General features: G+C 73.1%; 21 protein-coding genes and 1 other RNA gene. 9 read left to right on the top strand and 13 right to left on the bottom strand.

Annotated features, from left to right (window positions below; translation table 11 throughout):
• The 3 genes from CRM73_RS12725 to CRM73_RS19965 all read left to right on the top strand — a co-directional run.
• A partial coding sequence (locus CRM73_RS12725; RefSeq protein ID WP_229587959.1) for a multifunctional oxoglutarate decarboxylase/oxoglutarate dehydrogenase thiamine pyrophosphate-binding subunit/dihydrolipoyllysine-residue succinyltransferase subunit occupies window positions 1-3,597 on the top strand: 3,597 nt, incomplete at its 5' end.
• Between the two features lie 133 nt (window positions 3,598-3,730).
• Window positions 3,731-4,330: a GDSL-type esterase/lipase family protein gene (locus CRM73_RS12730; protein WP_031283102.1), complete on the top strand. Its 600-nt coding sequence runs from the start codon at window positions 3,731-3,733 to the stop codon at window positions 4,328-4,330.
• Between the two features lie 136 nt (window positions 4,331-4,466).
• Window positions 4,467-4,541 carry a 50S ribosomal protein bL37 gene (locus CRM73_RS19965; protein ID WP_095343185.1) on the top strand — a complete coding sequence of 25 codons (75 nt, stop codon included), beginning with the start codon at window positions 4,467-4,469 and terminating at the stop codon, window positions 4,539-4,541.
• Window positions 4,542-4,655: 114 nt separating this feature from the next.
• Here the strand turns inward: CRM73_RS19965 and rsrA are convergent, their stop codons facing one another.
• On the bottom strand, window positions 4,656-4,922 hold the full coding sequence (gene rsrA, locus CRM73_RS12735; RefSeq protein ID WP_017833667.1) for a mycothiol system anti-sigma-R factor: 267 nt from the start codon (window positions 4,920-4,922) through the stop codon (window positions 4,656-4,658).
• 2 nt (window positions 4,923-4,924) lie between these two features.
• Window positions 4,925-5,593 carry a sigma-70 family RNA polymerase sigma factor gene (locus tag CRM73_RS12740; RefSeq protein WP_017833666.1) on the bottom strand — a complete coding sequence of 223 codons (669 nt, stop codon included), beginning with the start codon at window positions 5,591-5,593 and terminating at the stop codon, window positions 4,925-4,927.
• 309 nt (window positions 5,594-5,902) lie between these two features.
• Here CRM73_RS12740 and CRM73_RS12745 point away from each other — a divergent pair, with 309 nt between their 5' ends.
• The 4 genes from CRM73_RS12745 (at window position 5,903) to hisN (ending at window position 9,812) form a co-directional block, all read left to right on the top strand.
• A complete protein-coding gene (locus CRM73_RS12745; protein WP_017833665.1) occupies window positions 5,903-6,442 on the top strand; it encodes a DoxX family membrane protein in 540 nt (179 codons plus the stop codon).
• A gap of 20 nt (window positions 6,443-6,462) precedes the next feature.
• Window positions 6,463-7,842: a 3-phosphoshikimate 1-carboxyvinyltransferase gene (gene aroA, locus CRM73_RS12750; protein ID WP_095650643.1), complete on the top strand. Its 1,380-nt coding sequence runs from the start codon at window positions 6,463-6,465 to the stop codon at window positions 7,840-7,842.
• Window positions 7,832-8,941: a ribosome small subunit-dependent GTPase A gene (locus CRM73_RS12755; RefSeq protein ID WP_017833663.1), complete on the top strand. Its 1,110-nt coding sequence runs from the start codon at window positions 7,832-7,834 to the stop codon at window positions 8,939-8,941. Before aroA ends, CRM73_RS12755 begins: the two co-directional genes overlap by 11 nt.
• 73 nt (window positions 8,942-9,014) lie before the next feature.
• Window positions 9,015-9,812, top strand: a complete 798-nt coding sequence (hisN, locus tag CRM73_RS12760) for a histidinol-phosphatase (protein ID WP_017833662.1) — start codon at window positions 9,015-9,017, stop codon at window positions 9,810-9,812.
• 71 nt (window positions 9,813-9,883) lie between these two features.
• On the opposite strand, the gene CRM73_RS12765 is transcribed toward hisN, so the two are convergent.
• The 3 genes from CRM73_RS12765 to smpB all read right to left on the bottom strand — a co-directional run bounded on the left by CRM73_RS12765 (window position 9,884) and on the right by smpB (window position 11,768).
• Entirely contained in the window at window positions 9,884-10,648 is a 765-nt protein-coding gene (locus CRM73_RS12765) for a DUF4190 domain-containing protein (protein ID WP_229587961.1), read from the bottom strand.
• 161 nt (window positions 10,649-10,809) lie between these two features.
• Window positions 10,810-11,204: a transfer-messenger RNA gene (ssrA, locus tag CRM73_RS12770) on the bottom strand.
• An 87-nt stretch (window positions 11,205-11,291) separates the two neighbouring features.
• Window positions 11,292-11,768 (bottom strand): SsrA-binding protein SmpB, encoded by a 477-nt coding sequence (gene smpB, locus CRM73_RS12775; RefSeq protein ID WP_017833660.1) that lies wholly within the window; start codon window positions 11,766-11,768, stop codon window positions 11,292-11,294.
• 177 nt (window positions 11,769-11,945) lie between these two features.
• Here smpB and CRM73_RS12780 point away from each other — a divergent pair, with 177 nt between their 5' ends.
• Window positions 11,946-13,181 (top strand): polysaccharide pyruvyl transferase family protein, encoded by a 1,236-nt coding sequence (locus tag CRM73_RS12780; RefSeq protein WP_052132953.1) that lies wholly within the window; start codon window positions 11,946-11,948, stop codon window positions 13,179-13,181.
• Between the two features lie 77 nt (window positions 13,182-13,258).
• Here CRM73_RS12780 and prfB read toward each other — a convergent pair whose 3' ends face one another.
• A complete protein-coding gene (gene prfB, locus CRM73_RS12785) occupies window positions 13,259-14,380 on the bottom strand; it encodes a peptide chain release factor 2 (protein ID WP_017833658.1) in 1,122 nt (373 codons plus the stop codon).
• 88 nt (window positions 14,381-14,468) lie between these two features.
• On the opposite strand from prfB, the gene CRM73_RS12790 reads away from it, so the two are divergent.
• A complete protein-coding gene (locus tag CRM73_RS12790) occupies window positions 14,469-15,629 on the top strand; it encodes a glucose-1-phosphate adenylyltransferase family protein (RefSeq protein WP_095650610.1) in 1,161 nt (386 codons plus the stop codon).
• Window positions 15,630-15,708: 79 nt separating this feature from the next.
• Here the strand turns inward: CRM73_RS12790 and CRM73_RS12795 are convergent, their stop codons facing one another.
• The 7 genes from CRM73_RS12795 to CRM73_RS12825 form a co-directional block, all read right to left on the bottom strand.
• Window positions 15,709-16,854 (bottom strand): glycerol dehydrogenase, encoded by a 1,146-nt coding sequence (locus CRM73_RS12795; RefSeq protein ID WP_031283096.1) that lies wholly within the window; start codon window positions 16,852-16,854, stop codon window positions 15,709-15,711.
• A gap of 183 nt (window positions 16,855-17,037) precedes the next feature.
• On the bottom strand, window positions 17,038-17,931 hold the full coding sequence (locus tag CRM73_RS12800; RefSeq protein WP_229587963.1) for a LamG domain-containing protein: 894 nt from the start codon (window positions 17,929-17,931) through the stop codon (window positions 17,038-17,040).
• Between the two features lie 353 nt (window positions 17,932-18,284).
• A complete protein-coding gene (locus CRM73_RS12805) occupies window positions 18,285-18,818 on the bottom strand; it encodes a pilus assembly protein TadG-related protein (protein WP_229587965.1) in 534 nt (177 codons plus the stop codon).
• On the bottom strand, window positions 18,815-19,198 hold the full coding sequence (locus CRM73_RS12810; protein WP_017833653.1) for a hypothetical protein: 384 nt from the start codon (window positions 19,196-19,198) through the stop codon (window positions 18,815-18,817). Before CRM73_RS12810 ends, CRM73_RS12805 begins: the two co-directional genes overlap by 4 nt.
• Window positions 19,199-19,367: 169 nt before the next feature.
• On the bottom strand, window positions 19,368-19,775 hold the full coding sequence (locus tag CRM73_RS12815) for a TadE/TadG family type IV pilus assembly protein (protein WP_229587968.1): 408 nt from the start codon (window positions 19,773-19,775) through the stop codon (window positions 19,368-19,370).
• Window positions 19,776-19,777: 2 nt separating this feature from the next.
• Window positions 19,778-20,002 (bottom strand): hypothetical protein, encoded by a 225-nt coding sequence (locus CRM73_RS12820; RefSeq protein WP_229587970.1) that lies wholly within the window; start codon window positions 20,000-20,002, stop codon window positions 19,778-19,780.
• A 53-nt stretch (window positions 20,003-20,055) separates the two neighbouring features.
• Window positions 20,056-20,659 (bottom strand): type II secretion system F family protein (locus CRM73_RS12825; RefSeq protein ID WP_229587972.1); only part of this gene is annotated, 604 nt, incomplete at its 5' end.

A 20,659-nucleotide genomic window follows, 5' to 3' on the forward strand; every position in this document is an offset into this window, starting at 1 on the left:
CCCGCGGCCCAGCGCACCGCCGCTCGCACCTCCCCCGCCCCGGCGGCGAAGCCCGCCACGCCGCCCGCGCCCACCAGGTCCGGTGCCAAGGCCGAGGGCCGGCCCGAGACCGACCAGGGCGAGACCGAGGCCTCGGACGCCAAGAAGCCCATTCCGGCCCAGCCCGCCCGCGCCCGCGCCACGGCCCCCAACCACGACGCGCCGGCCGAGGACAAGGTCGTCAAGCTGCGCGGGCCGGCGAAGGCCGTGGCCGCCAACATGGACGCGTCCCTCACCGTCCCCACCGCCACCACGGTCCGCGCCGTCCCGGCGAAGCTGCTGATCGACAACCGGATCGTGATCAACAGCCACCTCTCCCGCAACCGCGGCGGCAAGGTGTCCTTCACGCACCTGATCGGCTACGCCGTGATCAAGGCGCTGGCCAACTACCCCTCCCAGAACGTCGTCTACGACGAGCAGGACGGCAAGCCCGTGGCGGTGCACCCCGCCCACGTCAACTTCGGCATCGCCATCGACATCCCGAACAAGGACGGCTCCCGCAACCTCGTGGTGCCGAACATCAAGGGCGCCGAGGTCATGTCCTTCATGCAGTTCTGGAACGCGTACGAGGACGTCGTCCGCCGCGCGCGCGCCAACGAGCTGACCATGGAGGACTACCAGGGCACCACGGTGTCCCTGACCAACCCGGGCGGCATCGGCACCGTGCACTCCGTGCCGCGGCTGTCCAAGGGCCAGGCGTGCATCGTCGGCGTGGGCGCGCTCGACCACCCCGCCGAGTACCGGGGCTCCTCCCCCAAGACCATCGCGCGGCACGCGGTCTCGAAGATCATCACCCTGACCTCGACCTACGACCACCGCGTCATCCAGGGCGCGGGCTCCGGCGAGTTCCTGCGCCTCATCGAGTCCTACCTGCTGGGCGGGGACGACTTCTACGACGAGATCTTCGAGGCCCTGCGGATCCCCTACGAGCCCGTGCGCTGGGCCGTGGACAACCAGGTCAACCCGGAGATCCAGGTCAACAAGGTCGCCCGGATCCAGCAGCTCATCCACGCGTACCGGGTCCGCGGCCACCTCATGGCCGACACCAACCCGCTCGAGTACGTGATGCGCAAGCACCCGGACCTCGACATCCGCACCTACGGGCTGTCCCTGTGGGACCTGGAGCGCGAGTGGCCCACCGGCGGCTTCGGCGGCGCGGACGTGCTCAGCCTGCGCACCATCCTGGGCCGGCTGCGGGACGCCTACTGCCGCACCCTCGGCGTGGAGTACATGCACCTGCAGGAGCCGGAGGAGCGCGAGTGGTTCCAGGACCAGCTCGAGCACGGCTACCAGAAGCCCAGCCGCGAGGAGCAGTTCCGCATCCTGGGCCGGCTCAACGCCGCCGAGGCGTTCGAGACGTTCCTGCAGACCAAGTACGTGGGCCAGAAGCGCTTCTCCCTCGAGGGCGGCGAGTCCCTGATCCCGCTGCTGGACGAGATCATCTCCGACGCCGCCGACGCCGGGCTCGCGGGCGTCGGCATCGCCATGGCCCACCGCGGCCGGCTCAACGTGCTCACCAACATCGCCGGCAAGTCCTACGCCCAGGTCTTCCGCGAGTTCGAGGGCAGCCAGGACCCGCGCACCACCGAGGGCTCCGGCGACGTGAAGTACCACCTCGGCACGGAGGGCTCCTTCACCTCCGACAACGGCAACGAGACCCAGGTCTACCTCGCCGCGAACCCGTCCCACCTCGAGGCCGCCGACCCGGTCATCGAGGGCATCGCCCGGGCCAAGACGGACGTCCTGGGCGCCGGGCCCGAGGGCGACGGGACGTTCCCGGTGCTGCCGATCCAGGTGCACGGCGACGCGGCCTTCGCGGGCCAGGGCGTGGTGGCCGAGGTCCTGCAGATGGCGCTGCTGCCCGGCTACACCGTGGGCGGCACCGTCCACGTGGTCGTGAACAACCAGGTGGGCTTCACCACCGCGCCCGCCGCGGCCCGGTCCACCACCTACGCGACGGACATCGCCAAGGGACTCCAGGCGCCGATCTTCCACGTCAACGCCGACGACCCCGAGGCCGTCACGCACGTGGGCCAGATGGCGTTCGCGTACCGGCAGACGTTCCACAAGGACGTCATCATCGACCTCGTGTGCTACCGGCGCCGCGGCCACAACGAGGGCGACGACCCCTCGATGACCCAGCCGCTGATGTACAACCTCATCGAGGAGAAGCGCTCGACCCGCAAGATCTACACCGAGAACCTCGTGGGCCGCGGCGACATCACCCAGGAGGAGGCCGACCGGGCGCTGAAGGACTACCAGGAGCGCCTGGAGCGGGTCTTCGCCGAGACGCACGAGGCGCAGACGTCCTCCATCCCGCTGGTCACCGGGGACTCCGCCGCGATCTCGAACATCGAGCGGCCCTCCGCCCAGCAGGCGGACTCCGGGGTCTCGATCCCCCGCACCACGGCCATCTCGACCGAGGCCGCCCAGCGGATCGGCGCGGTGCACGTGGAGGTCCCCGAGGACTTCGCCGTGCACAAGAAGCTGCGCAAGCTCCTCGAGCGCCGCGAGGCGATGACCCGCGAGGGCGGCGTGGACTGGGGCATGGGCGAGCTCATGGCCTTCGGCTCCCTCATGATGGAGGGCATCCCGGTCCGGATGAGCGGCCAGGACGTCCGGCGCGGCACGTTCACTCAGCGCCACGCCGTGTTCTACGACTCCGGCACCGGCGCGGAGTGGACCCCGCTCAACCACCTCTCCGGGAACCAGGCTCAGCTGGCGATCTACAACTCGCTGCTGTCCGAGTACGGCGTGCTGGGCTTCGAGTACGGCTACTCCGTGGAGCGCCCGGACGCCCTGACCGTGTGGGAGGCCCAGTTCGGCGACTTCGTCAACGGCGCCCAGATCATCCTGGACGAGTTCGTCTCCTCCGCGGAGCAGAAGTGGGGCCAGCGCTCGTCGCTGGTCATGCTCCTGCCGCACGGCTTCGAGGGGCAGGGCCCGGACCACTCCTCGGCCCGGATCGAGCGCTTCCTGACGCTGTGCGCCGAGAAGAACATGGTCGTGGCCAACCCCTCGACGCCGTCGAACCACTTCCACCTGCTGCGCCGGCAGGCCTACAGCCGCCCGCGCAAGCCGCTGGTGGTGGCCACGCCGAAGCAGCTGCTGCGCCTCAAGGCGGCGGCCTCCCCGATCGAGGAGTTCACCTCCGGCGCGTTCCGCCCGGTGATCGGCGACCAGGCGGGGCTCGAGGCCGCCGAGGTCACCGACGTGGTGCTGGTCTCCGGCCGGCTCTACTACGACCTCGCCGCGGCCCGCGAGGAGCGCAAGGACCGGAGGACGGCGATCGTGCGCGTGGAGCAGCTGTACCCGCTGCCCCTCGCGGAGATGCGGGAGGAGCTCGGCAAGTACCCCGAGGCCCGCCTCACGTGGGCGCAGGACGAGCCCGCCAACCAGGGCGCCTGGCCGTTCATGGCGGTCAACCTCCTGCCGCAGCTCGACCGGCCGGTCCGGCTCGCCTCCCGCCCCGCGTCCGCGTCCCCGGCCAACGGCTCGGCCAAGCGCCACGCGGCCGAGCTCGAGACCCTGGTGCAGACGGCCTTCGAGCGCGACTGAGCCCGTCCCGGGAGGGCGGGGCCCGTGCCCCTGCCCTCCCGCACGTCCCCAGCGAGTCCGGCGCCGGCCCGTGCCCACGGGCCGGCGCCGCTCGTCCCCCCGACATCCCGCACCCCCGACCAGAAAGAACGACGTGGAGCAACGAAGGATCAGAATTGTCGCAGTCGGTGACGAGCTGCTGGCCGGCGAGGGCGACCCCCGGGGCCTCGGCTGGTTCGGGCGGGTCATGGCCCGGACCCCGCACCACGTGGCCCCCGTGTCCGCCTACAACCTGGCGGCGCCCGGCGAGGGCAGCGAGTCGCTCAACGAGCGCTGGTTCGAGGAGGCGGCCCGCCGCTTCTCCCCCGGCCACGACAACCGCCTGGTCATCGCGCCCTCCACCCTGGACATCGACCTGTCCATCACGAGCGCGCGCTCCCGGCTGAACATGGCCAACATCATCGACACCGCCTCCCAGCACAACGTGCGGGTCCTCGTGGTCGGCCCCCCGCCCACGATGGACGCCGAGCGCAACCGCCGGATCGCGGACCTCTCGGCCGCCTACGCGGACGTCACGACCCGGCGCAACCACGTCTACGTGGACACGTTCAACCCGCTGCAGCACCACGAGCAGTGGCGCAAGGACCTCGCGGCCAACCACGGACACCCCGGCCAGGCCGGCTACGGGCTGATGGCGTGGCTCGTGCTGCACCGCGGCTGGTACGACTGGCTGGACCTGCCCGAGCCCCGGTGAGCCCCGCCCGTCCCGCGTGTGAGAGAATGGCGGGCAGTGCCTCGTCCGGCCGCCGCTGACATCACCAGACCACGCGGGAACGGACGCCGACACCCACGATCCGCCGCGGGCGACCGCGGACAGACAGGAGGCTCGCATGAGCAAGCGCGGACGCAAGCGCAAGGACCGCCGCAAGGGCGGCGCCAACCACGGCAAGCGCCCCAACGCCTGAGGTCCTTCCCGGACCCCGGCGACGCCGTGACGGAAGGGCCCCGGACCGCTGACGCGGTCCGGGGCCCTTCCGTGTGCCCGGAGGTCCTGCCGTGCGGGAGCCGGGGCGCCGCGCTCAGGCGGCGGGCGGGTCCTGGCGCGCGCCGTGCAGCCGGGCGAGGATCGAGACCCGCAGGTCGGCGGGCGCGGTCTCCGCGCAGGACCGCCGGACCACGGAGCGGATCACGCACTCCAGGTCGTACTCGCGGGCGCACTCCGGGCACTCGAGGAGGTGGCCGTGGATCTCGTCGAGGTCGTCCGCCGGGAGCACCCCGTCGAGGTACTCGTAGATCAGGCGGATCCTCTCGTCCGTGCAGCATCCGAGGCTCTCGCAGTCGGCCATGTCTACTTGTCCTTTTCCTTCTTCTTGTCGCCGGTCACCCTGGACGTGTCGAAGCCGCGCTCGGCGGCGTAGTCGGCGAGCTTCTCGCGCAGCAGCTTCCGCCCGCGGTGCAGGCGGGACATCACCGTCCCGATCGGCGTGTCCATGATCTCGGAGATCTCCTTGTAGGCGAAGCCCTCCACGTCGGAGAAGTACACCGCCAGCCGGAACTCCTCGGGCAGCTCCTGCAGGGCGCGCTTGACGTCGCTGTCCGGCAGGTGGTCCAGCGCCTCCACCTCCGCGGAGCGCAGCCCCGAGGACGTGTGGGACTCGGCGCGGTGCAGCTGCCAGTCCTCGACGGTGTCGGTGTTCGCCTGCAGCGGCTCGCGCTGCCGCTTGCGGTAGAGGTTGATGTACGTGTTCGTGAGGATGCGGTACAGCCACGCCTTGAGGTTCGTGCCGGGCTTGTACTGGTGGAACGCGGAGAACGCCTTCGTGTAGGCCTCCTGCACGAGGTCCTCGGCGTCGGCCGGGTTGCGAGCCATGCGCAGGGCGGCGGCGTAGAGCTGGTCCACGTACACCATGGCGTCCTGCTCGAAGCGCGCCTTCCGGTCCTCGGGGGACTCGGTCTCGACGTCGACGGGCGGCTCGGTGCGCTGGGGGGCGGCCCCCTGCTGGTTCTGCTCGTTCATCACGGACCAGTCTACGGGGACGCGCGCGCGGGCCGGGGCGGGCTCGAGAACGCTCGTGGGGGCGGTGATGACTGCTCCTCTCCCCCGCCGTGCGGGTCCCTCCGAAAACCTGTGCCGGTGACCTGCCCCGGACGGGGCGGCCGCTGTCCTGCACAACGGGTGTCACCGTCGCACCTATTCCCACCGCGCCCGGCCCGTGCTCGCCCCGGGCGCGGTCCCCGTGGCTAGGATGGGACGAGCGGCGCCGTCCGCCGATCCAGACCCGCCCGACACAGCCCCGCGGTACCGTCTGCCGCCGAGGAGGAACCCATGAGCATCGTCCGTCGCATCGCCCGCCCGCTGCTGGCCACCGGTTACGTCGCCAACGGGGTGGAGAGCTTCCGCAACTCGTCCCAGGCCGCCCAGCACCTCGCCCCGGCGATCTCCGCCGCCACGAAGGCCTTCCCCCAGGCCGGACCCGCGCTGCAGAACCACGCCGTGGTGGCCCAGGGCCTGGCCGCGGCGCAGCTCGGCGCCGCCGTGCTCTTCGGGCTGGGCAAGCTGCCCCGCCTCTCGGCCGGCGTGCTCGTCACCACCACCGCGCTCAACGCCTACGCCGACTACCGCGCCGCGGAGGCGAGCACCCCGGAGCAGAAGGCCGCCCGCCGCTCCACCGCCTTCAAGAACTCCTCCCTGGTGGGCGCCGTCATGCTCGCCGCCGTGGACACCGAGGGCAACCCGTCCCTGCTGTGGCGTGCCGAGCACCTCGCCGGGGACGTCCGCAAGAACGCCTCCAAGCTGGGCAAGGACACCCAGAAGCAGGTGGCCAAGGCCGAGAAGGCCCTCCAGCACGCCGTCAAGCAGGGCTAGGCCCCGGTCCCCCTGTCGTGATGCCGCCGGAGTCCTCCGCCCCCGCAGCCCGTCCCGACGCCGCGGAGCCGGCCCCGCAGCACGAGCTGTGGCCGGCTCCGTTCGTCGGGCCCCGTCCCGTCGTCGCCGAGCTGACGGTGCCGGGCTCGAAGTCCCTCACCAACCGGTACCTGCTGCTCGCCGCCCTGGCCGACGGTCCGTGCCGGCTGCGCTCGCCCCTGCACTCCCGCGACTCCCGGCTGATGGTCGAGGCCCTGCGGGCCCTCGGGGCCCGCGTCGAGGAGGTGCCCGGGGACGGCGGCTTCGGCCCCGACCTGCTCGTCGAGCCCGCCCCCTGGGACGCCGCCGAACCGGTCACGGTCGAGTGCGGGCTGGCCGGGACCGTGATGCGCTTCGTGCCGCCGGTCGCCACCCTCGCACGGCGTCCCGTCACCTTCGACGGCGACCCGGGCGCCCGGGTGCGCCCCATGGGACCGGTGATCGACGCCCTGCGCGCGCTCGGCCTGCGGGTCGAGGACGACGGCCGGGGCCGGCTGCCCTTCACCGTGCACGGCACCGGCGGCGTGCGCGGCGGGGAGCTGGAGATCGACGCCACCGGCTCGAGCCAGTTCGTCTCGGCCCTGCTGCTCGCGGGTGCCCGGTTCGACGACGGGCTCGTGCTGCGCCACCGCAGCGCCGACGGCTCGGGGCGCGGTGTGCCGTCCATGCCGCACGTCGAGATGACCGTCGAGGTGCTGCGCGGCCTCGGCGTCTCCGTGGACGACTCCGTGCCCGACGAGTGGCGGGTCTCCCCCGGGCCGGTGCGGGCCTTCGACGTGACCATCGAGCAGGACCTCTCCAACGCCGGCCCCTTCCTGGCCGCGGCCGTGGTGACCGGCGGACGGGTCTCGGTGCCCCGCTGGCCCGACCGCACCACCCAGGGCGGCGACCACTGGAAGCACATCCTCCCGGCCTTCGGCGCGGCGGTGGAGCTCACGGACGGGACCTTCACCGTCACGGGACCGGACGCGGTGACCGGGGTCGACCTCGATCTCGGCGAGGCCGGGGAGCTCGCGCCCACCGTCGCGGCCGTGTGCGCGGTCGCCGGCACGCCCTCGCGGCTGCGCGGCATCGCCCACCTGCGCGGCCACGAGACCGACCGGCTCGCCGCGCTCGTCACGGAGATCAACCGGCTCGGCGGCGACGCCGAGGAGACCGCGGACGGGCTGCTGATCCGGCCGGCCCCCCTGCACGGCGGGACGTTCCACAGCTACGAGGACCACCGGATGGCCACCGCCGGCGCCGTGATCGGCCTCGTGGTCCCGGACGTCCGGGTCGAGAACATCGCGACCACCGCCAAGACCCTCCCCGAGTTCCCCCGGCTGTGGGCGGAGCTCACGGGCACGAGCCGTGACGCGTAGGGACTCCGTCCGGCGCGACTGGGACGAGTCGGACGTGCGCGTCCGTCCCAGCAAGACCGGCTCCCGCCCGCGCACCAAGGAGCGGCCGGCGCACGAGGACGCCGTCACCGGCCGCATCGTCACCGTGGACCGCGGCCGCTACACCGCGATCCTCGAGGAGGACACCCCCGGGGAGCGGCTGGTCGTGGCCGTGCGCGCCCGGGAGCTGCGCCGCCGGCCCGTGGTCGCGGGCGACCTCGTGGGTCTCGTCGGCGACGTCAGCGGCGCCCCGGACAGCCTGGCCCGCCTCGTGCGGATCGAGGAGCGCTCCACCGTCCTGCGCCGCAGCGCGGACGACACCGACCCGGTCGAGCGGGTCGTGGTGGCCAACGCCGACCAGCTCGTGGTCGTCGTGGCCGCCGCCAACCCCGAGCCCCGCACCGGGTTCATCGACCGCTCCCTCGTGGCCGCCTACGACGCCGGCATCGAACCGCTGCTGTGCATCACCAAGACCGACCTGCGGGACCCCGCCGAGCTGATCTCCCACTACACGGCGCTCGAGCTGCCCGTGCTCGTCTCGGGACCCGCCCGCGACGTCCCGGCCGACGACGACGGGACCACGCTGCCCCTCGACCCGGCGCTCGTCGAGGCCCTGCGCGAGCGTCTCGACGGCCACGTCTCGGTGCTGCTGGGCCACTCCGGCGTGGGCAAGTCCACCCTCGTCAACGCCCTCACGGGCGCCGACCGGGCCACGGGCGGGGTGAACGCGGTGACCGGACGGGGCCGGCACACGTCGTCGTCGGCCCTCGCCCTGAAGATCGAGGACGCCTCCCCCGGGTCCTGGATCATCGACACCCCCGGCATCCGCTCGTTCGGCCTGGCGCACGTGGACCACGACCGGATCGTGGAGTCCTTCGACGAGCTCGCCGAGGCGATCGCCGAGTGCCCCAAGGGCTGCCGGCACACGGGGACGTCCCCCGGCTGCGCCCTGGACGCCTGGGTGGCGCAGGGCCGCGCCGGGGAGGCGGGCGAGTCCCGGCTGGTCTCCCTGCGCCGGCTGCTCGGGGCCGGGGAGCGCCCCGGGGAGTCCCGCGAGGACAAGGAGCTCGGCGTCCAGTGAGCCGCCGGGCGGGGGCTGCCTCGCACCCCCGCCCGACCAGGCCCGGGACCGCGGTTCGGGGTAGGTTGGACCAATGCGCAGCCCCAGCAACTACACCGACGACCTCCGCCTCGCCCACATCCTGGCCGACGCCGTGGACCGCCTGACCATGCGCCGGTTCAAGGCCCAGGACCTCACGGTGGAGACCAAGCCCGACCTCACCCCCGTCACGGACGCCGACCGCGAGGCCGAGCAGCTCATCCGCACCCAGCTGGGGCGCGCGCGCAACCGGGACGCCGTGATCGGCGAGGAGTACGGCGCCACCGGCAGCGGCGCCCGGCAGTGGGTCGTGGACCCCATCGACGGCACCAAGAACTTCGTGCGCGGCGTGCCGGTGTGGGCCACCCTGATCGCCCTCGTCGACGAGGGCCGGCCGGTGGTCGGCGTGGTCTCCGCGCCGGCGCTCGGGCGCCGCTGGTGGGCGGCGGCCGGCACGGGCGCGTTCACCGGCAAGTCCCTGGCCAACGCCCAGCGGATCCACGTCTCCCAGGTGGGGCGGCTGTCCGACGCCTCGCTGTCCTACTCCTCGCTCACGGGGTGGCGGGACCGCGGGGTGCGCGAGCGCTTCCTGGAGCTCACCGACGAGGTCTGGCGGACCCGGGCCTACGGCGACTTCTGGTCCTACTGCCTCCTCGCCGAGGGCGCCGTGGACATCGCCTGCGAGCCCGAGCTCAGCCTGCACGACATGGCCGCGCTGGTGCCCGTGGTCGAGGAGGCCGGCGGCCGGTTCACGTCCCTCGAGGGCGAGCCCGGGCCCTTCGGCGGCAACGCGCTGGCCACCAACGGCCTGCTGCACGACGAGGTGCTGGGGCTGCTCGCGACCGGCTCCTGAGCCGCCCGCGCGACGACGGGGGCCCGCACCGGCCGGTGCGGGCCCCCGTCGTCGTCGGTCTCCGGCCGGGGTCAGAGGTCCTGGCCGGTGAAGCCCATCTCCCGCTCGATGCACTGCTGGAACGCCGCCTGGTCATTGGAGAACTGCGAGCAGGCCTCCATGGCCGGCCCGAACTCCCCGAACAGCGCCCCGAAGAGCACCAGGAAGAGGATGCTCGCCAGGATCGCCAGGACGCTGAGCACGATGCCGATGATCGGCAGGGCCTTGGACGCGCCGGGCGTCCTGCCCAGCTTGCGCAACGCCACGATGCCCAGCACCAGGCCCACGAGGCCCGGGACGATGCCGAGCACGAACCAGCACGTCAGCAGCGCCACGATGCCCAGCACCAGGGAGGCGATGCCCAGCCCCGTGCCGGCGGGCCGCGGGCTCGCGCCGTACTGGTTCATGTCGTACTGCCCCTGGTAGCCCTGCTGCCCCTGGTAGCCCGGGCCGCCGTACTGGCCCTGGTCGTACTGGCCCTGGTCGTACTGGCCCTGGCGGTACTGGTCCTGGTAGCCCTGCTGCCCCTGGCCGTAGGAGTCCTGGCCCTGGTAGCCCTGGCCGCCGTACTGGCCCTGGCCGTACTGGCTCTGGTAGCCCTGCTGCCCCTGGCCGTACTGCGGTGTGGCGTACGGGTCGCCGGCGCCGCCCTGGCCGGAGCGCGGCGGCTCGTAGGAGGGTCCCGAAGGCGCTCCCTCGACGCGCTGACCGTACTCGGGCGGGTCGTGGCGACCGGAGCTCGACGACCCGCCGGCACCGGTGCCGCTCTGGTCTGGCGTGTTGTCGTTGTGGCTCATGGCGTTGCCCTTTCGGTCGTCTGCGGTACGCCACCAGCTTGTCACACGGCCCGCCGGGACGTGCCCCTTCCCGGGCGGCGGCACGGCGCCCGCCTGCCCCCGGAACGATCCGGGCACGAAAAAACCGGGGAGCGCCTCGCGGCGCTCCCCGGTCAGGGATCTCGTGGAGATGGGGGGAATTGAACCCCCGTCCGATGCAGCATTGTCAGGGCTTCTCCGGGTGCAGTCTGCGTGGCGTTTTCTCAGTCCCGGCCCTCGTGCAGACACGTGGCCGACGGACTCAGTCGCGAAAGTGTTCTCCAGACGCCCGCGACGAACGGCTGGAGCAGTGGCCTCCTGATTGATGCCAGACCCCGGGTCGAAGGCGAACCCGGGCTGACAGTCACCTAAGTAGTCTGGTTGCGCTTACGCCGCGAGGGCGAAGGCGTTCTGAGACTTGGCGACGTTGCTCTGAGAATTGGCAACTATTGTTTTACAGAGAGCGTTTACGAGATAACTCTGCGTCCTCGACCCGCTTCCCCTGTCTCAACTCACATCGTCGAAACCGATCATCCCCGTATTTTGTTGTCAAGCACCCCGCCGCAGCGGGACACACCATTCTACCGCGCGGTACCCGCCGACCGCAAGCATTCGCCCCGGACCCTCAGCCCAGGTTCTTGTAGCGCATGGCCCGCTGGGCCTCGCGGTTGTCCTGCTGCTCCCGCAGGGTCTGGCGCTTGTCGTACTCCCGCTTGCCCTTGGCCACGGCGATCTCGACCTTGGCCTTCTTCCCGTCCACGAAGTAGAGGGACAGCGGCACGATCGTGAAGCCGGACTCCCGCGTCTTCTGCTGGATCTTGTCCATCTCGCTGCGGTGCAGGAGCAGCTTGCGGCGGCGGCGGGCGGAGTGATTGGTCCACGACCCCTGCAGGTACTCGGGGATGTGGACGCCCTCGAGCCACAGCTCGCCGTCGGTGAACTGGCAGAACCCGTCCACGAGCGACGCGCGCCCCATGCGCAGGGACTTCACCTCGGTGCCCATGAGCGCGAGACCCGCCTCGTAGGTGTCGAGGATGTGGTAGTCGTGCCGGGCCTTTTTGTTGTTGGCGACGACCTGGCGACCAGTGTCCTTCTTGGCCATGGGCCTCCTCCCTGGGGACGGTGCGGACGGGAACGTGCCGCGCACCGGGGCACGCGGCAGATCCTCCATCCTACGCCACGGCCCTCGCGCGGGACCACGGCCGGCACCCGGACCCGGCGGCGCCCCGCCCAGGAGCGTCGCCCCAGGTCACCCCGCCGCACCCGGTAGGCTGGGCGGATGCTGGAGCCAGTCCCCACCGAGCGCCCGCCCGCTGCGGACGTCCTGTACCTCGTCGGCACGAGCGGTCACCCGAACTTCGGCGACGAGTTCATCGCCGCCTCGTGGCTGCGCTTCCTCGCCCGCGCCCGGCCCGGCGCCGAGGTGTGGCTCGACTGCCCCCACCCGGGGCTGGCGTCCCACCTGTTCGACGGACTGCACCCGGGTCTGCGGACCACCGACACCCTGTGGCGGCTCGCCTTCGAGACGACCGGCATGGACCCGGCCGCGGCGGACGCCCACGTGGACCGGGTGGTGACGCACCTGGGGTCCCCGCGCTACGACCTCGGCCTGCTCGGCGCCCGGCGCGCGAGTTCCGTGCACATCCTCGGGGGCGGGTACCTGAACTCCATCTGGCCGCACCACGCGCGCCTGCTCCGGGCGGCGCTGCGGCTGCGCCAGGTCTCCGGGGCGCGGCTGGCCGCCACCGGCCTGGGCCTGGCCCCCGCCACCGACGCCGAGGGCCTGCGCGCCGCGCTCGGCGCCTTCGACCACGCCACGGTCCGTGACGCGCCCAGCGCCCAGCTCGCCCGCGCCGACCGCGCCCCCGACGACGCCTTCCTCGGCCTGCCCGGCCTCGCGGGCTTCACCGGCGCGCCCGCCGAGGGGACGGACGACGGCGACGTGTGGGTGTGCCTGCAGAGCGACATGACCGAGCCCGGGATCCTCGACGGCGCCGTCGCCGCCGTGCGGGCCGCGCTGACGGGTCCGGCACTGGCGGGCCGGACCGTGCGCTACCTCGAGGCGATCCCCGGCGCGGACCGCGCGGCCTTCGACCGGCTCGCCGACCTCGTCCCCGAGGAGAACTTCGTGCCGTTCACGCGGCTCTGGCAGGAGGGCTTCCCGGCCCGGCCGGGTCAGACGTGGATCACCTCGCGGTTCCACTTCCACCTGCTCGCCGCCGCGTGCGGCGCGGAGGGCACCGCGCTGGAGGTCAGCCCCGACTACTACCGCGTCAAGCACCAGTCGCTGCTCGAGGCCGGCACGGGGTGGTCCGTCACGCCCACCGGCGGCACGGAGCCGTACGCGCCCGCCCGGTCGCACGCCTTCCCCGCCACGGCCGCGCGGCTGCACCGCACCAAGCTGCGGGAGGCGGAGGAGCTGTACCCGGCGGCAGCGGCCCCCGAGGACGACCCCGCCGGGACGGAGCCCCGCACCCGGCCGGGACGGACGGTGGCGCGCTTCCTGCGCCGCTGAGCGCCCGCCCTCCCAGGGCACCGGGCCCCGGCCGGTCGCGGGACCGGCCGGGGCCCGGTCAGGGGTCCCGCGGGAGCTCAGGCGTCGGCCGGGGCGTGGCGCTGGTCGGCGCGCCAGCGGATCCCGGCGTCGACGAAGCCGTCGATCGCGCCGTCGAAGATCGCGGAGGGGTTGCCCTCCTCGTGGTTGGTCCGCAGGTCCTTGACCATCTGGTACGGGTTCAGGACGTAGGAGCGCATCTGGTCGCCCCAGGACGCCTTGACGTCCCCGGCCAGCTCCTTCTTCTTGGCGCTCTCCTCCTCCTGGCGCTGCAGGAGCAGCCGCGACTGGAGCACGCGCAGCGCGGCGGCGCGGTTCTGGATCTGGGACTTCTCGTTCTGCATGGACACGACGATGCCCGTGGGGATGTGGGTCATCCGCACGGCGGAGTCCGTGGTGTTCACGGACTGCCCGCCGGGGCCCGAGGAGCGGAAGACGTCCACCTTGATCTCGGACTCGGGGATCTCGATCGAGTCGTCCTGCTCGATGAGCGGGATGACCTCCACCGCCGCGAACGAGGTCTGGCGCCGCCCCTGGTTGTCGAAGGGGGAGATGCGGACGAGCCGGTGGGTGCCGGCCTCGACGGACAGGGTGCCGAAGGCGTAGGGGGCCTTGACCTCGAAGGTCGCGGACTTCAGGCCCGCCTCCTCCGCGTAGGAGGTGTCCAGGACGGTGGTCGGGTAGCCGTGGCGCTCCGCCCAGCGCAGGTACATGCGCATGAGCATCTCGGCGAAGTCGGCGGCGTCCACGCCGCCGGCGCCGGAGCGGATGGTCACCACGGCCTCGCGCTCGTCGTACTCGCCCGAGAGCAGGGTCTGGACCTCCAGCCGGGAGAGCGCCTTCTTGACCGCGGCGAGCTCCTCCACGGCGAGCTCCAGGGTCTCCGCGTCGTCCTCCTCGGCGGCCAGCTGCACCATGACCTCGATGTCGTCGATGCGGCCGCCGAGCTTCTCGAGCCGCTCGAGGTCGGACTGCTTGTGGGAGAGCTTGGAGGTGATCTTCTGCGCCGCGGCCTGGTCGTCCCACAGGTCCGGGGCGGTCGCCTGCTGCGAGAGCTCGGCAATGTCCCGCTTGATGGCGTCGACGTCGCTCACGGCCTCGATGGACGCGAACGTGGAACGGAGGGCGGAGATCTCTGCCGGGAAGTCAAGGGAGGCCATGGAAGCCAAGATTATCCCATGGGGGCAAATCGCCCCGGCCCGGCCCGGCGCCCCTCTGGCAGGATGGTGCCGAGAGGAAGGAAGCACGATGCGCATCCCTCGCACGCTGGCCCTGGTCCTCGCCGGCGGGAAGGGCTCCCGGCTCGGCGCCCTGACCGAGAAGAAGGTCAAGCCCGCCCTGCCCGTGGCGGGCACCTACCGGCTCATCGACGTCGCCCTGTCCAACCTCGTGCACTCCCACCTCTCGGACGTGTGGGTCGTCGAGCAGTTCCTTCCGCACAGCCTCAACCAGCACCTGGCCAACGGGCGCCCCTGGGACCTCGACCGCACCCACGGCGGGCTCCAGGTCCTGCCCCCGTACCAGGGCACCGAGGGCGAGGGCTTCGCCGAGGGCAACGCGGACTCGCTCTACCGGCAGAAGGACCTGATCCGCGACTTCGCCCCGGACCTGGTCCTGGTGCTCAGCGCCGACCACCTGTACACGCTGAACTTCCTCGACGTGATCGACACCCACCTCGAGCGGGGCGCCGACCTGACCGTGGTCACCACGCTCGTCGACGAGGACCCCTCCCGCTACGGCGTGGTGCAGGCCGACGACGGCGGCCGCGTCACCGGCTTCGACTACAAGCCGGACGAGCCCCGGGGGCGGCTGGTCGCGGCCGAGATGTTCCTCTACGACGCGGAGAAGCTGCTGGAGGCCCTGGACCTCGTGCACGAGCAGGAGGGCGGGCTCGAGGACTACGGCAACGACCTGGTCCCGTGGTTCGTGGCGCACCGCACGGTGGTGGAGCACCGCCTGGACGGGTACTGGATGGACCTGGGCACCCTGCAGTCCTACTGGACCGCCCACATGCAGATGCTCGACGGCGACGGCGTGGCCCTGGACGACCCCGGCTGGCCGATCCTCTCGGCCCAGCCGCAGCGGGTGCCCGCCCGGATCGCCGGCAGCGCCGAGCTGCGCGGGTCGATGGTCGCCGCGGGCGCGATGGTGCGCGGCGCCGTGGAGCACTCGGTGCTCGGCCCCGGCGTCGTCGTCGAGGAGGGCGCCACGGTGCGCAGCTCGGTGCTGCTGGACGGCGTCCGGGTGGGAGCCGGGGTGACCCTCGAGAACGTCCTCGCCGACACGGGAGCCGACATCTCCGCGGGTGCGCACGGCGCCGCGGGCGCCGTGACCCTGATCGACGGCACGGGCGCCGTGGCGGCCACCGAGGAGTTCGACCGCGGGGCGGTCCTGCCCCGCGGTCACTGAGCCCTCCGCGGACCGGTCCCGCCGGGGCGGGACCCGCCCGGGACGGGACCGCCCGGACGGATCGTGTCCGGGCGGGACGCTAGTGGGCGTGGCGGTAGGGCTGCGGCTCGGGCAGGCCGGCGCGGGCACGCACCCGCCGGCCGAGGCGCTCGATGGAGGTCAGCGCCGCGGCGACGTCGTCCGCCCGCACGGTGAAGGGCATGCTGTGGATGGTCTCGCTCTCCACGGTGGCGGCCCGCGCCACGGCCCGGATCTCCTCGGTGTCCTCCGCGCGCAGCCCGATCTCCGTGAGGGTGGTCGGCAGCCCGACCCGGGTGGTGAACTCGATGAAGTCCACGATCTCCGAGCTCGGGGCGCCCTCCAGCACGAGCTGGGTGATGGAGCCGATGTTGACCTTCTGCCCGTGGGCCAGGCCGTGGGTCTGCGGCGCCGCGGTCAGTCCGTTGTGGACGGCGTGGGCCGCCGCCAGTCCGCCGGACTCGAAGCCGAGCCCGGAGAGCAGGGTGTTGGCCTCGATGACCTTCTCCAGTGCCGGGGTCACGACGTGGTCCCGGGCTGCATCCATCGCCACGAGGGCGTTGTCCCACAGGACGTCCCAGCTCAGCCGGGCCAGGGCGGTGCCCGTGAGGGTGGCCGTGCCCCCGGCCATGGTCAGCGACCCCGAGGCGGCGGTGGCCCTGGCCTCCAGCCAGGTGGCCAGGGCGTCGCCGACGCCCGCCGCCAGGAACGTCGCCGGCGCGTTGGCCACCAGCTGGGAGTCGACGAGGACGAGGTCGGGGTTGCGGGGGAAGAACCGGTACTCCTCGAAGACGCCCTCGTCGGTGTAGACGACCGCCAGCGCCGAGGTCGGCGCGTCGGTGGAGGCGACGGTGGGGACGCTGACCCACCGGATCCCGGCGAGGAACCCCGAGGCCTTGACCGCGTCGATGGTGCTGCCGCCGCCCACGGCCACGGCCACGTCGGCCCCCGCCGCGCGGATGACCGCCGTGAGCCGGTCGATCTCCCCGGCCGAGGGGATGCCGTTGAAGGCCTCGCGCGTGGTCGCCATGCCGGCCCGCGCCAGGGACGCCTCCACGTCGTGGCCCACGAACCCCCAGACGACGTCGTCGGCCACCACCAGGGGTGTCTGCCCGACGGCGGCGAGATACTCTCCCAGGCAGGCGATGGCGCCCGGTCCCTGGACGTAGCGTCCTGGGCTGATGACGGAGCGGACGGGAGCGTCCATGGCCTTCTCCTTCGACGACGGGGCCGGCAGGTCGTTCCCCCCCGCCGTCCGGGATGATCTCCCGGGTGCCCGCCAGCATAGGAACGTCCCCGCGGCCGGCACCAGGGACGTTCTCGCCGGCTGAGAAACCGGGGACGCGTCGCCGTCGCCTCCCGCCGTCCGGGCCGGGCCGCGCCCCGGTCCTCACCGCGTGGTCATCACCCGGTAGTGCTCCTCCACCTGCTTCCTGGGCAGCTCCTTGGTGTAGACCGCCACCTTGCCGACGGCCCCGTCGAAGAACGACCTCAGGTCCCGGGTGCCGACGCGGAACGGCGCGCTGCCGCGCCGGGGCACGACGACCGTGCCGTCGTGCTCCAGGTCGTCCTGGTCCATGCGCTGCCCGTTGCGGTAGATCTTCGTGTAGCCGTTCGGATAGTCCCCGCCCTTGGCGTTGGCATTGATGACGAGCACGTAGTGGATCCACTCCCCCCTGCGCACCGGTACCTGGAAGTAGGACCCCGGCCCCTCTCCTCCGGACGGGTTGAACGCGTAGCCGGAGATGCGGTTGGGCCGGTTCTCGGAGTTGCTCTTCGAGTACATCCGCGCCACGTACTCGTGGTTCCTCGGCGCGCCCTTGCCCATCCAGTGCACGTACCCCGAGCCCTCCTGGGACCGGAAGTCCAGCGCGTCGGGGCGCATCCACGCCTCGACGGTGAGCACGCCGCGCGTGCCCGCGCTGACGGCGGCGGCGTCGGGCACCTGGAGGTACTGACCGGTGCCGTCGAAGTCCGCGGCCGTGTCGCCGTTGGGCAGGGTCGCCCGCTTCGGCTTGCCGTGGTAGCTGCCGTGGAGCCTGCCCACCAGGTCCTTCTCCGTGCCCGCACCGGGGCTGCGCATGGCCCAGTACGCGGCGGGTCCGTCCTTCCGGACGGTGTCGTCGTAGGTGAGCGGGCGGGCCGCGCTCCGCAGGACGTCCCCGGGATGGTCCCGGGCGGCCGACGGCGGAAGCCCTGCGATGCCCAGCGCCAGCGCGAGCAGCAGCGTCAGCACGCCCTGCACCGGCGTGCTCCACCGCCCCCGCGCGCGAACAGTGCTCATGTCGAGACCTCGATGTGGTGTCGGACGGGACCGCCCGCACCGGTTGCCCCCGTGGTGCGCGTCCCGCTCACTGCGGTGCCGGCCGTGCGGCCGCACCGGTCGTCCTCGCGACACCTCCTCCCCACCAGGACCGATGCACTCCCGAGGACCGGTCCGGAGGAACATCCCTCGGCACCAGCGTGCGCCGCCGCTCCCTGCCGGTCAATGAGATCGCGCCGAACAGCACCCGAACGGTGACCATGCCCGTCGCCCCGCCCGGGACCGGACCTGACGTCTGCGAGCGCCGTGCCTCCCGCGCCGGCCGAGCCGCCCCCGGAGCGGCCGCGCGGGTCAGCGGAACCGGGTGGGCCGCGTCATCGGCCCAGTCGCGCGCGGGCCTCGCTCGTGGCGGTGATCGGGATGCCGTCGGGCACCAGGAGGTTGACCACCGGCGGGTGCACGACGGCGGCCAGGGTCACCTCCGCGGTCCGCCCGTCCGGGCTCCCGGTGGGCGCGGCCAGGGCGAGGCCCGGCGTCCCGGCCCAGGCGCTGACGGTGTCGAGGTAGGCGGTCGCCGCCCCCGCCACGGCGTCGTCGTCCAGGACCGTGACGGGCGGGGCGCCGCCCGTCCCCGGTTCCAGCGCCACGAACGTGTCGGCCGCGGCGAGCGCGGCGTTGTCGGCCAGCACCTGCAGCTTGCGCTCCCCCACGTAGACCGCGGTGACCCCCATGACCACGACCGTGAGCAGGAGCAGCACGACCGCGAAGCCGATGACCAGGATCGTCACCTGCCCGTCGTCCCGGTCCTCGCCCCGGTCAGTGCCCCGGTCGTGGTCCCGGGCGTGGTCCCGGTTCTGGTCCCGGCTCCCGTCCCGGCGCGGGCCGGGGCCCGCGGTCCGCCCGCTCATCCGTAGCGGCCGATCACGACCGTGGCCGAGGACGTCAGCACGGCCACGTCCAGGTCGGTGAACCCGGGCACCAGCGGCAGCGGGACCTCCAGGGTGGCGTGCACCGTGGCCACCGCACCGGGCTCCGCGCACGCCCCGTCGGAGCACTCGAGGCGGAGCGCCAGCCGGTCGGGGGCGAAGCCCTGGTCCGCGGCCGCCAGCCGCGCCGCCGCGGTCAGCCCGGTGTCCGAGAGCGCACCGGGCTCGGCCCGGGCCAGCACCTGGGACGCCTGCTGCGCGGCGGCCACCACTCCGAAGGCCCCGGCCTGGACCTGGGCCACCGCGAGCACGAAGTAGACCACGGGGACGAGCAGCAGCGTGCCCAGCGCGACGAACTCCACGACCGCGCTGCCCTCGTCACCGCCCGCAGTCCTCCCGAGCACATCGGGCGGCCCGGCCGCACGGGCCGTCCCGGTCGCTCCGATCGCGCCGGTCGCTCCGGGCGAGGCGGGCGAGGCGGTCGAAGCAGCCGTAGCCGTCGATGCCGCTGCTCCGCTGGAGGCAGGAGCTTCAGTCCCCGAGGACGGCATGGCCGCGCACCTCCAGGGAGTCGGGCGGACCGAACAGCGCCACCACGGGCAGGGGCGAGACCACCGTGATCTCCAGGGTCCGCAACTCGCCCACCGCCGCGGTGGTCGCGACGACGTCCTGGGCGTACCGGGGGCCGAGGGCGCCGGTGACGATCCGGCGGGTCCGCTCGACCCCGTCCTCGGGCGAGCGGTCGGCCAGGGTGCCGTACCGGGCGCCGGCCGCGGCGGCGTCGATCAGCGTGTTGCGCACGTGCAGGGCCAGGGCCAGCTGCAGCGTGGCCGCGAAGATCATCGCCACGAGGCCGGCCACCATCACGTACTCGACCACCGCACTGCCCCGGTCCGTCCCCGAGGGCCCGGCGCCCGGCCGGGCGCGCTCCTCGCCCATCCTCAGTTCTGGCTCACGCGCGCCATCGCGTCCTGGAAGAGCCCCTCCAGGGCCGGCTGCGCCACCAGCAGCAGCCCGGCCACGAGCACCGCGGACATCAGGGTCAGCATCACCCAGCCGGGGACGTCCCCGCGGTCCGGATCATCGGCGGCGAGCCGCTCGCGCAGCGCGGCGAGGGTCAGGGCGAGGACGCCGAGCAGGGCGGCGAGCCGGTGGAGGTGTGTCATGGGGTGTGTCCTTTCCTGGAGGGCTGCCGGTTCCCGGCCGCCCGGATGAGAGGTCAGAAGCCGAGCTCCAGCACGGCGATCCCGGGGAACACGGCGAACACGACCGTCAGCGGCAGCACGCAGAACACGAGGGGCACCATCATGGCGATCTCCTTGCGCCCGGCGGCCTCCATCAGCTCGCGCTTGTCGTTGTCCCGCACGTCCTGGGCCTGGGCCCGCAGCACGTCCGCCAGGGGCGTGCCGCGCTCGATGGCCACGACGATGCCGTCCACGAACCGCCCGATGGGCGCCACCGGGGTGCGCGCGGAGAAGTCCTGGAGGGCGTGCACGAGTCCGGCGCCGGACCGCGTCTGTGCGAGCACCGCGCGGAACTCCGCGGTGAGCTCTCCCTCCGCGACCCGGCACACCCGCTCGAGCGAACCCACCGCGCTCTCCCCTGCGCCGACCGACAGCGCCATCAGCTCGGCGACGGCGGGGAACTCGGCCAGCATCCGGGCCTCGCGGAGCCGGATCCGCCGGCTCAGCAGGTGCCCGCGCAGCAGGTGCCCGGCGGCCGTGGCCGCGCCCACGGCCAGCAGCACCCCGCCGGGGCCCGTGCCCCAGCGCGCCTCGGCGGCCACGCCGAGCAGGACGCCGAGCAGCAGGCCCCCCGTCGCG

This window comes from Kocuria sp. CCUG 69068 (genome assembly GCF_020833785.1).
Taxonomy (GTDB): Bacteria; Actinomycetota; Actinomycetes; order Actinomycetales; family Micrococcaceae; genus Kocuria; species Kocuria rosea.

What these genes read in the sequence shown, in the direction of transcription:
- rsrA (WP_017833667.1), bottom strand. Translation starts at nt 4,922, where the DNA reads ATGGCCGACTGCGAGAGCCTCGGATGCTGCACGGACGAGAGGATCCGC.
- CRM73_RS12740 (WP_017833666.1), bottom strand. Translation starts at nt 5,593, where the DNA reads ATGAACGAGCAGAACCAGCAGGGGGCCGCCCCCCAGCGCACCGAGCCG.
- CRM73_RS12745 (WP_017833665.1), top strand. Translation starts at nt 5,903, where the DNA reads ATGAGCATCGTCCGTCGCATCGCCCGCCCGCTGCTGGCCACCGGTTAC.
- aroA (WP_095650643.1), top strand. Translation starts at nt 6,463, where the DNA reads ATGCCGCCGGAGTCCTCCGCCCCCGCAGCCCGTCCCGACGCCGCGGAG.
- hisN (WP_017833662.1), top strand. Translation starts at nt 9,015, where the DNA reads ATGCGCAGCCCCAGCAACTACACCGACGACCTCCGCCTCGCCCACATC.
- CRM73_RS12765 (WP_229587961.1), bottom strand. Translation starts at nt 10,648, where the DNA reads ATGAGCCACAACGACAACACGCCAGACCAGAGCGGCACCGGTGCCGGC.
- smpB (WP_017833660.1), bottom strand. Translation starts at nt 11,768, where the DNA reads ATGGCCAAGAAGGACACTGGTCGCCAGGTCGTCGCCAACAACAAAAAG.
- CRM73_RS12780 (WP_052132953.1), top strand. Translation starts at nt 11,946, where the DNA reads ATGCTGGAGCCAGTCCCCACCGAGCGCCCGCCCGCTGCGGACGTCCTG.
- prfB (WP_017833658.1), bottom strand. Translation starts at nt 14,380, where the DNA reads ATGGCCTCCCTTGACTTCCCGGCAGAGATCTCCGCCCTCCGTTCCACG.
- CRM73_RS12790 (WP_095650610.1), top strand. Translation starts at nt 14,469, where the DNA reads ATGCGCATCCCTCGCACGCTGGCCCTGGTCCTCGCCGGCGGGAAGGGC.
- CRM73_RS12795 (WP_031283096.1), bottom strand. Translation starts at nt 16,854, where the DNA reads ATGGACGCTCCCGTCCGCTCCGTCATCAGCCCAGGACGCTACGTCCAG.
- CRM73_RS12800 (WP_229587963.1), bottom strand. Translation starts at nt 17,931, where the DNA reads ATGAGCACTGTTCGCGCGCGGGGGCGGTGGAGCACGCCGGTGCAGGGC.
- CRM73_RS12805 (WP_229587965.1), bottom strand. Translation starts at nt 18,818, where the DNA reads ATGAGCGGGCGGACCGCGGGCCCCGGCCCGCGCCGGGACGGGAGCCGG.
- CRM73_RS12815 (WP_229587968.1), bottom strand. Translation starts at nt 19,775, where the DNA reads ATGGGCGAGGAGCGCGCCCGGCCGGGCGCCGGGCCCTCGGGGACGGAC.
- CRM73_RS12820 (WP_229587970.1), bottom strand. Translation starts at nt 20,002, where the DNA reads ATGACACACCTCCACCGGCTCGCCGCCCTGCTCGGCGTCCTCGCCCTG.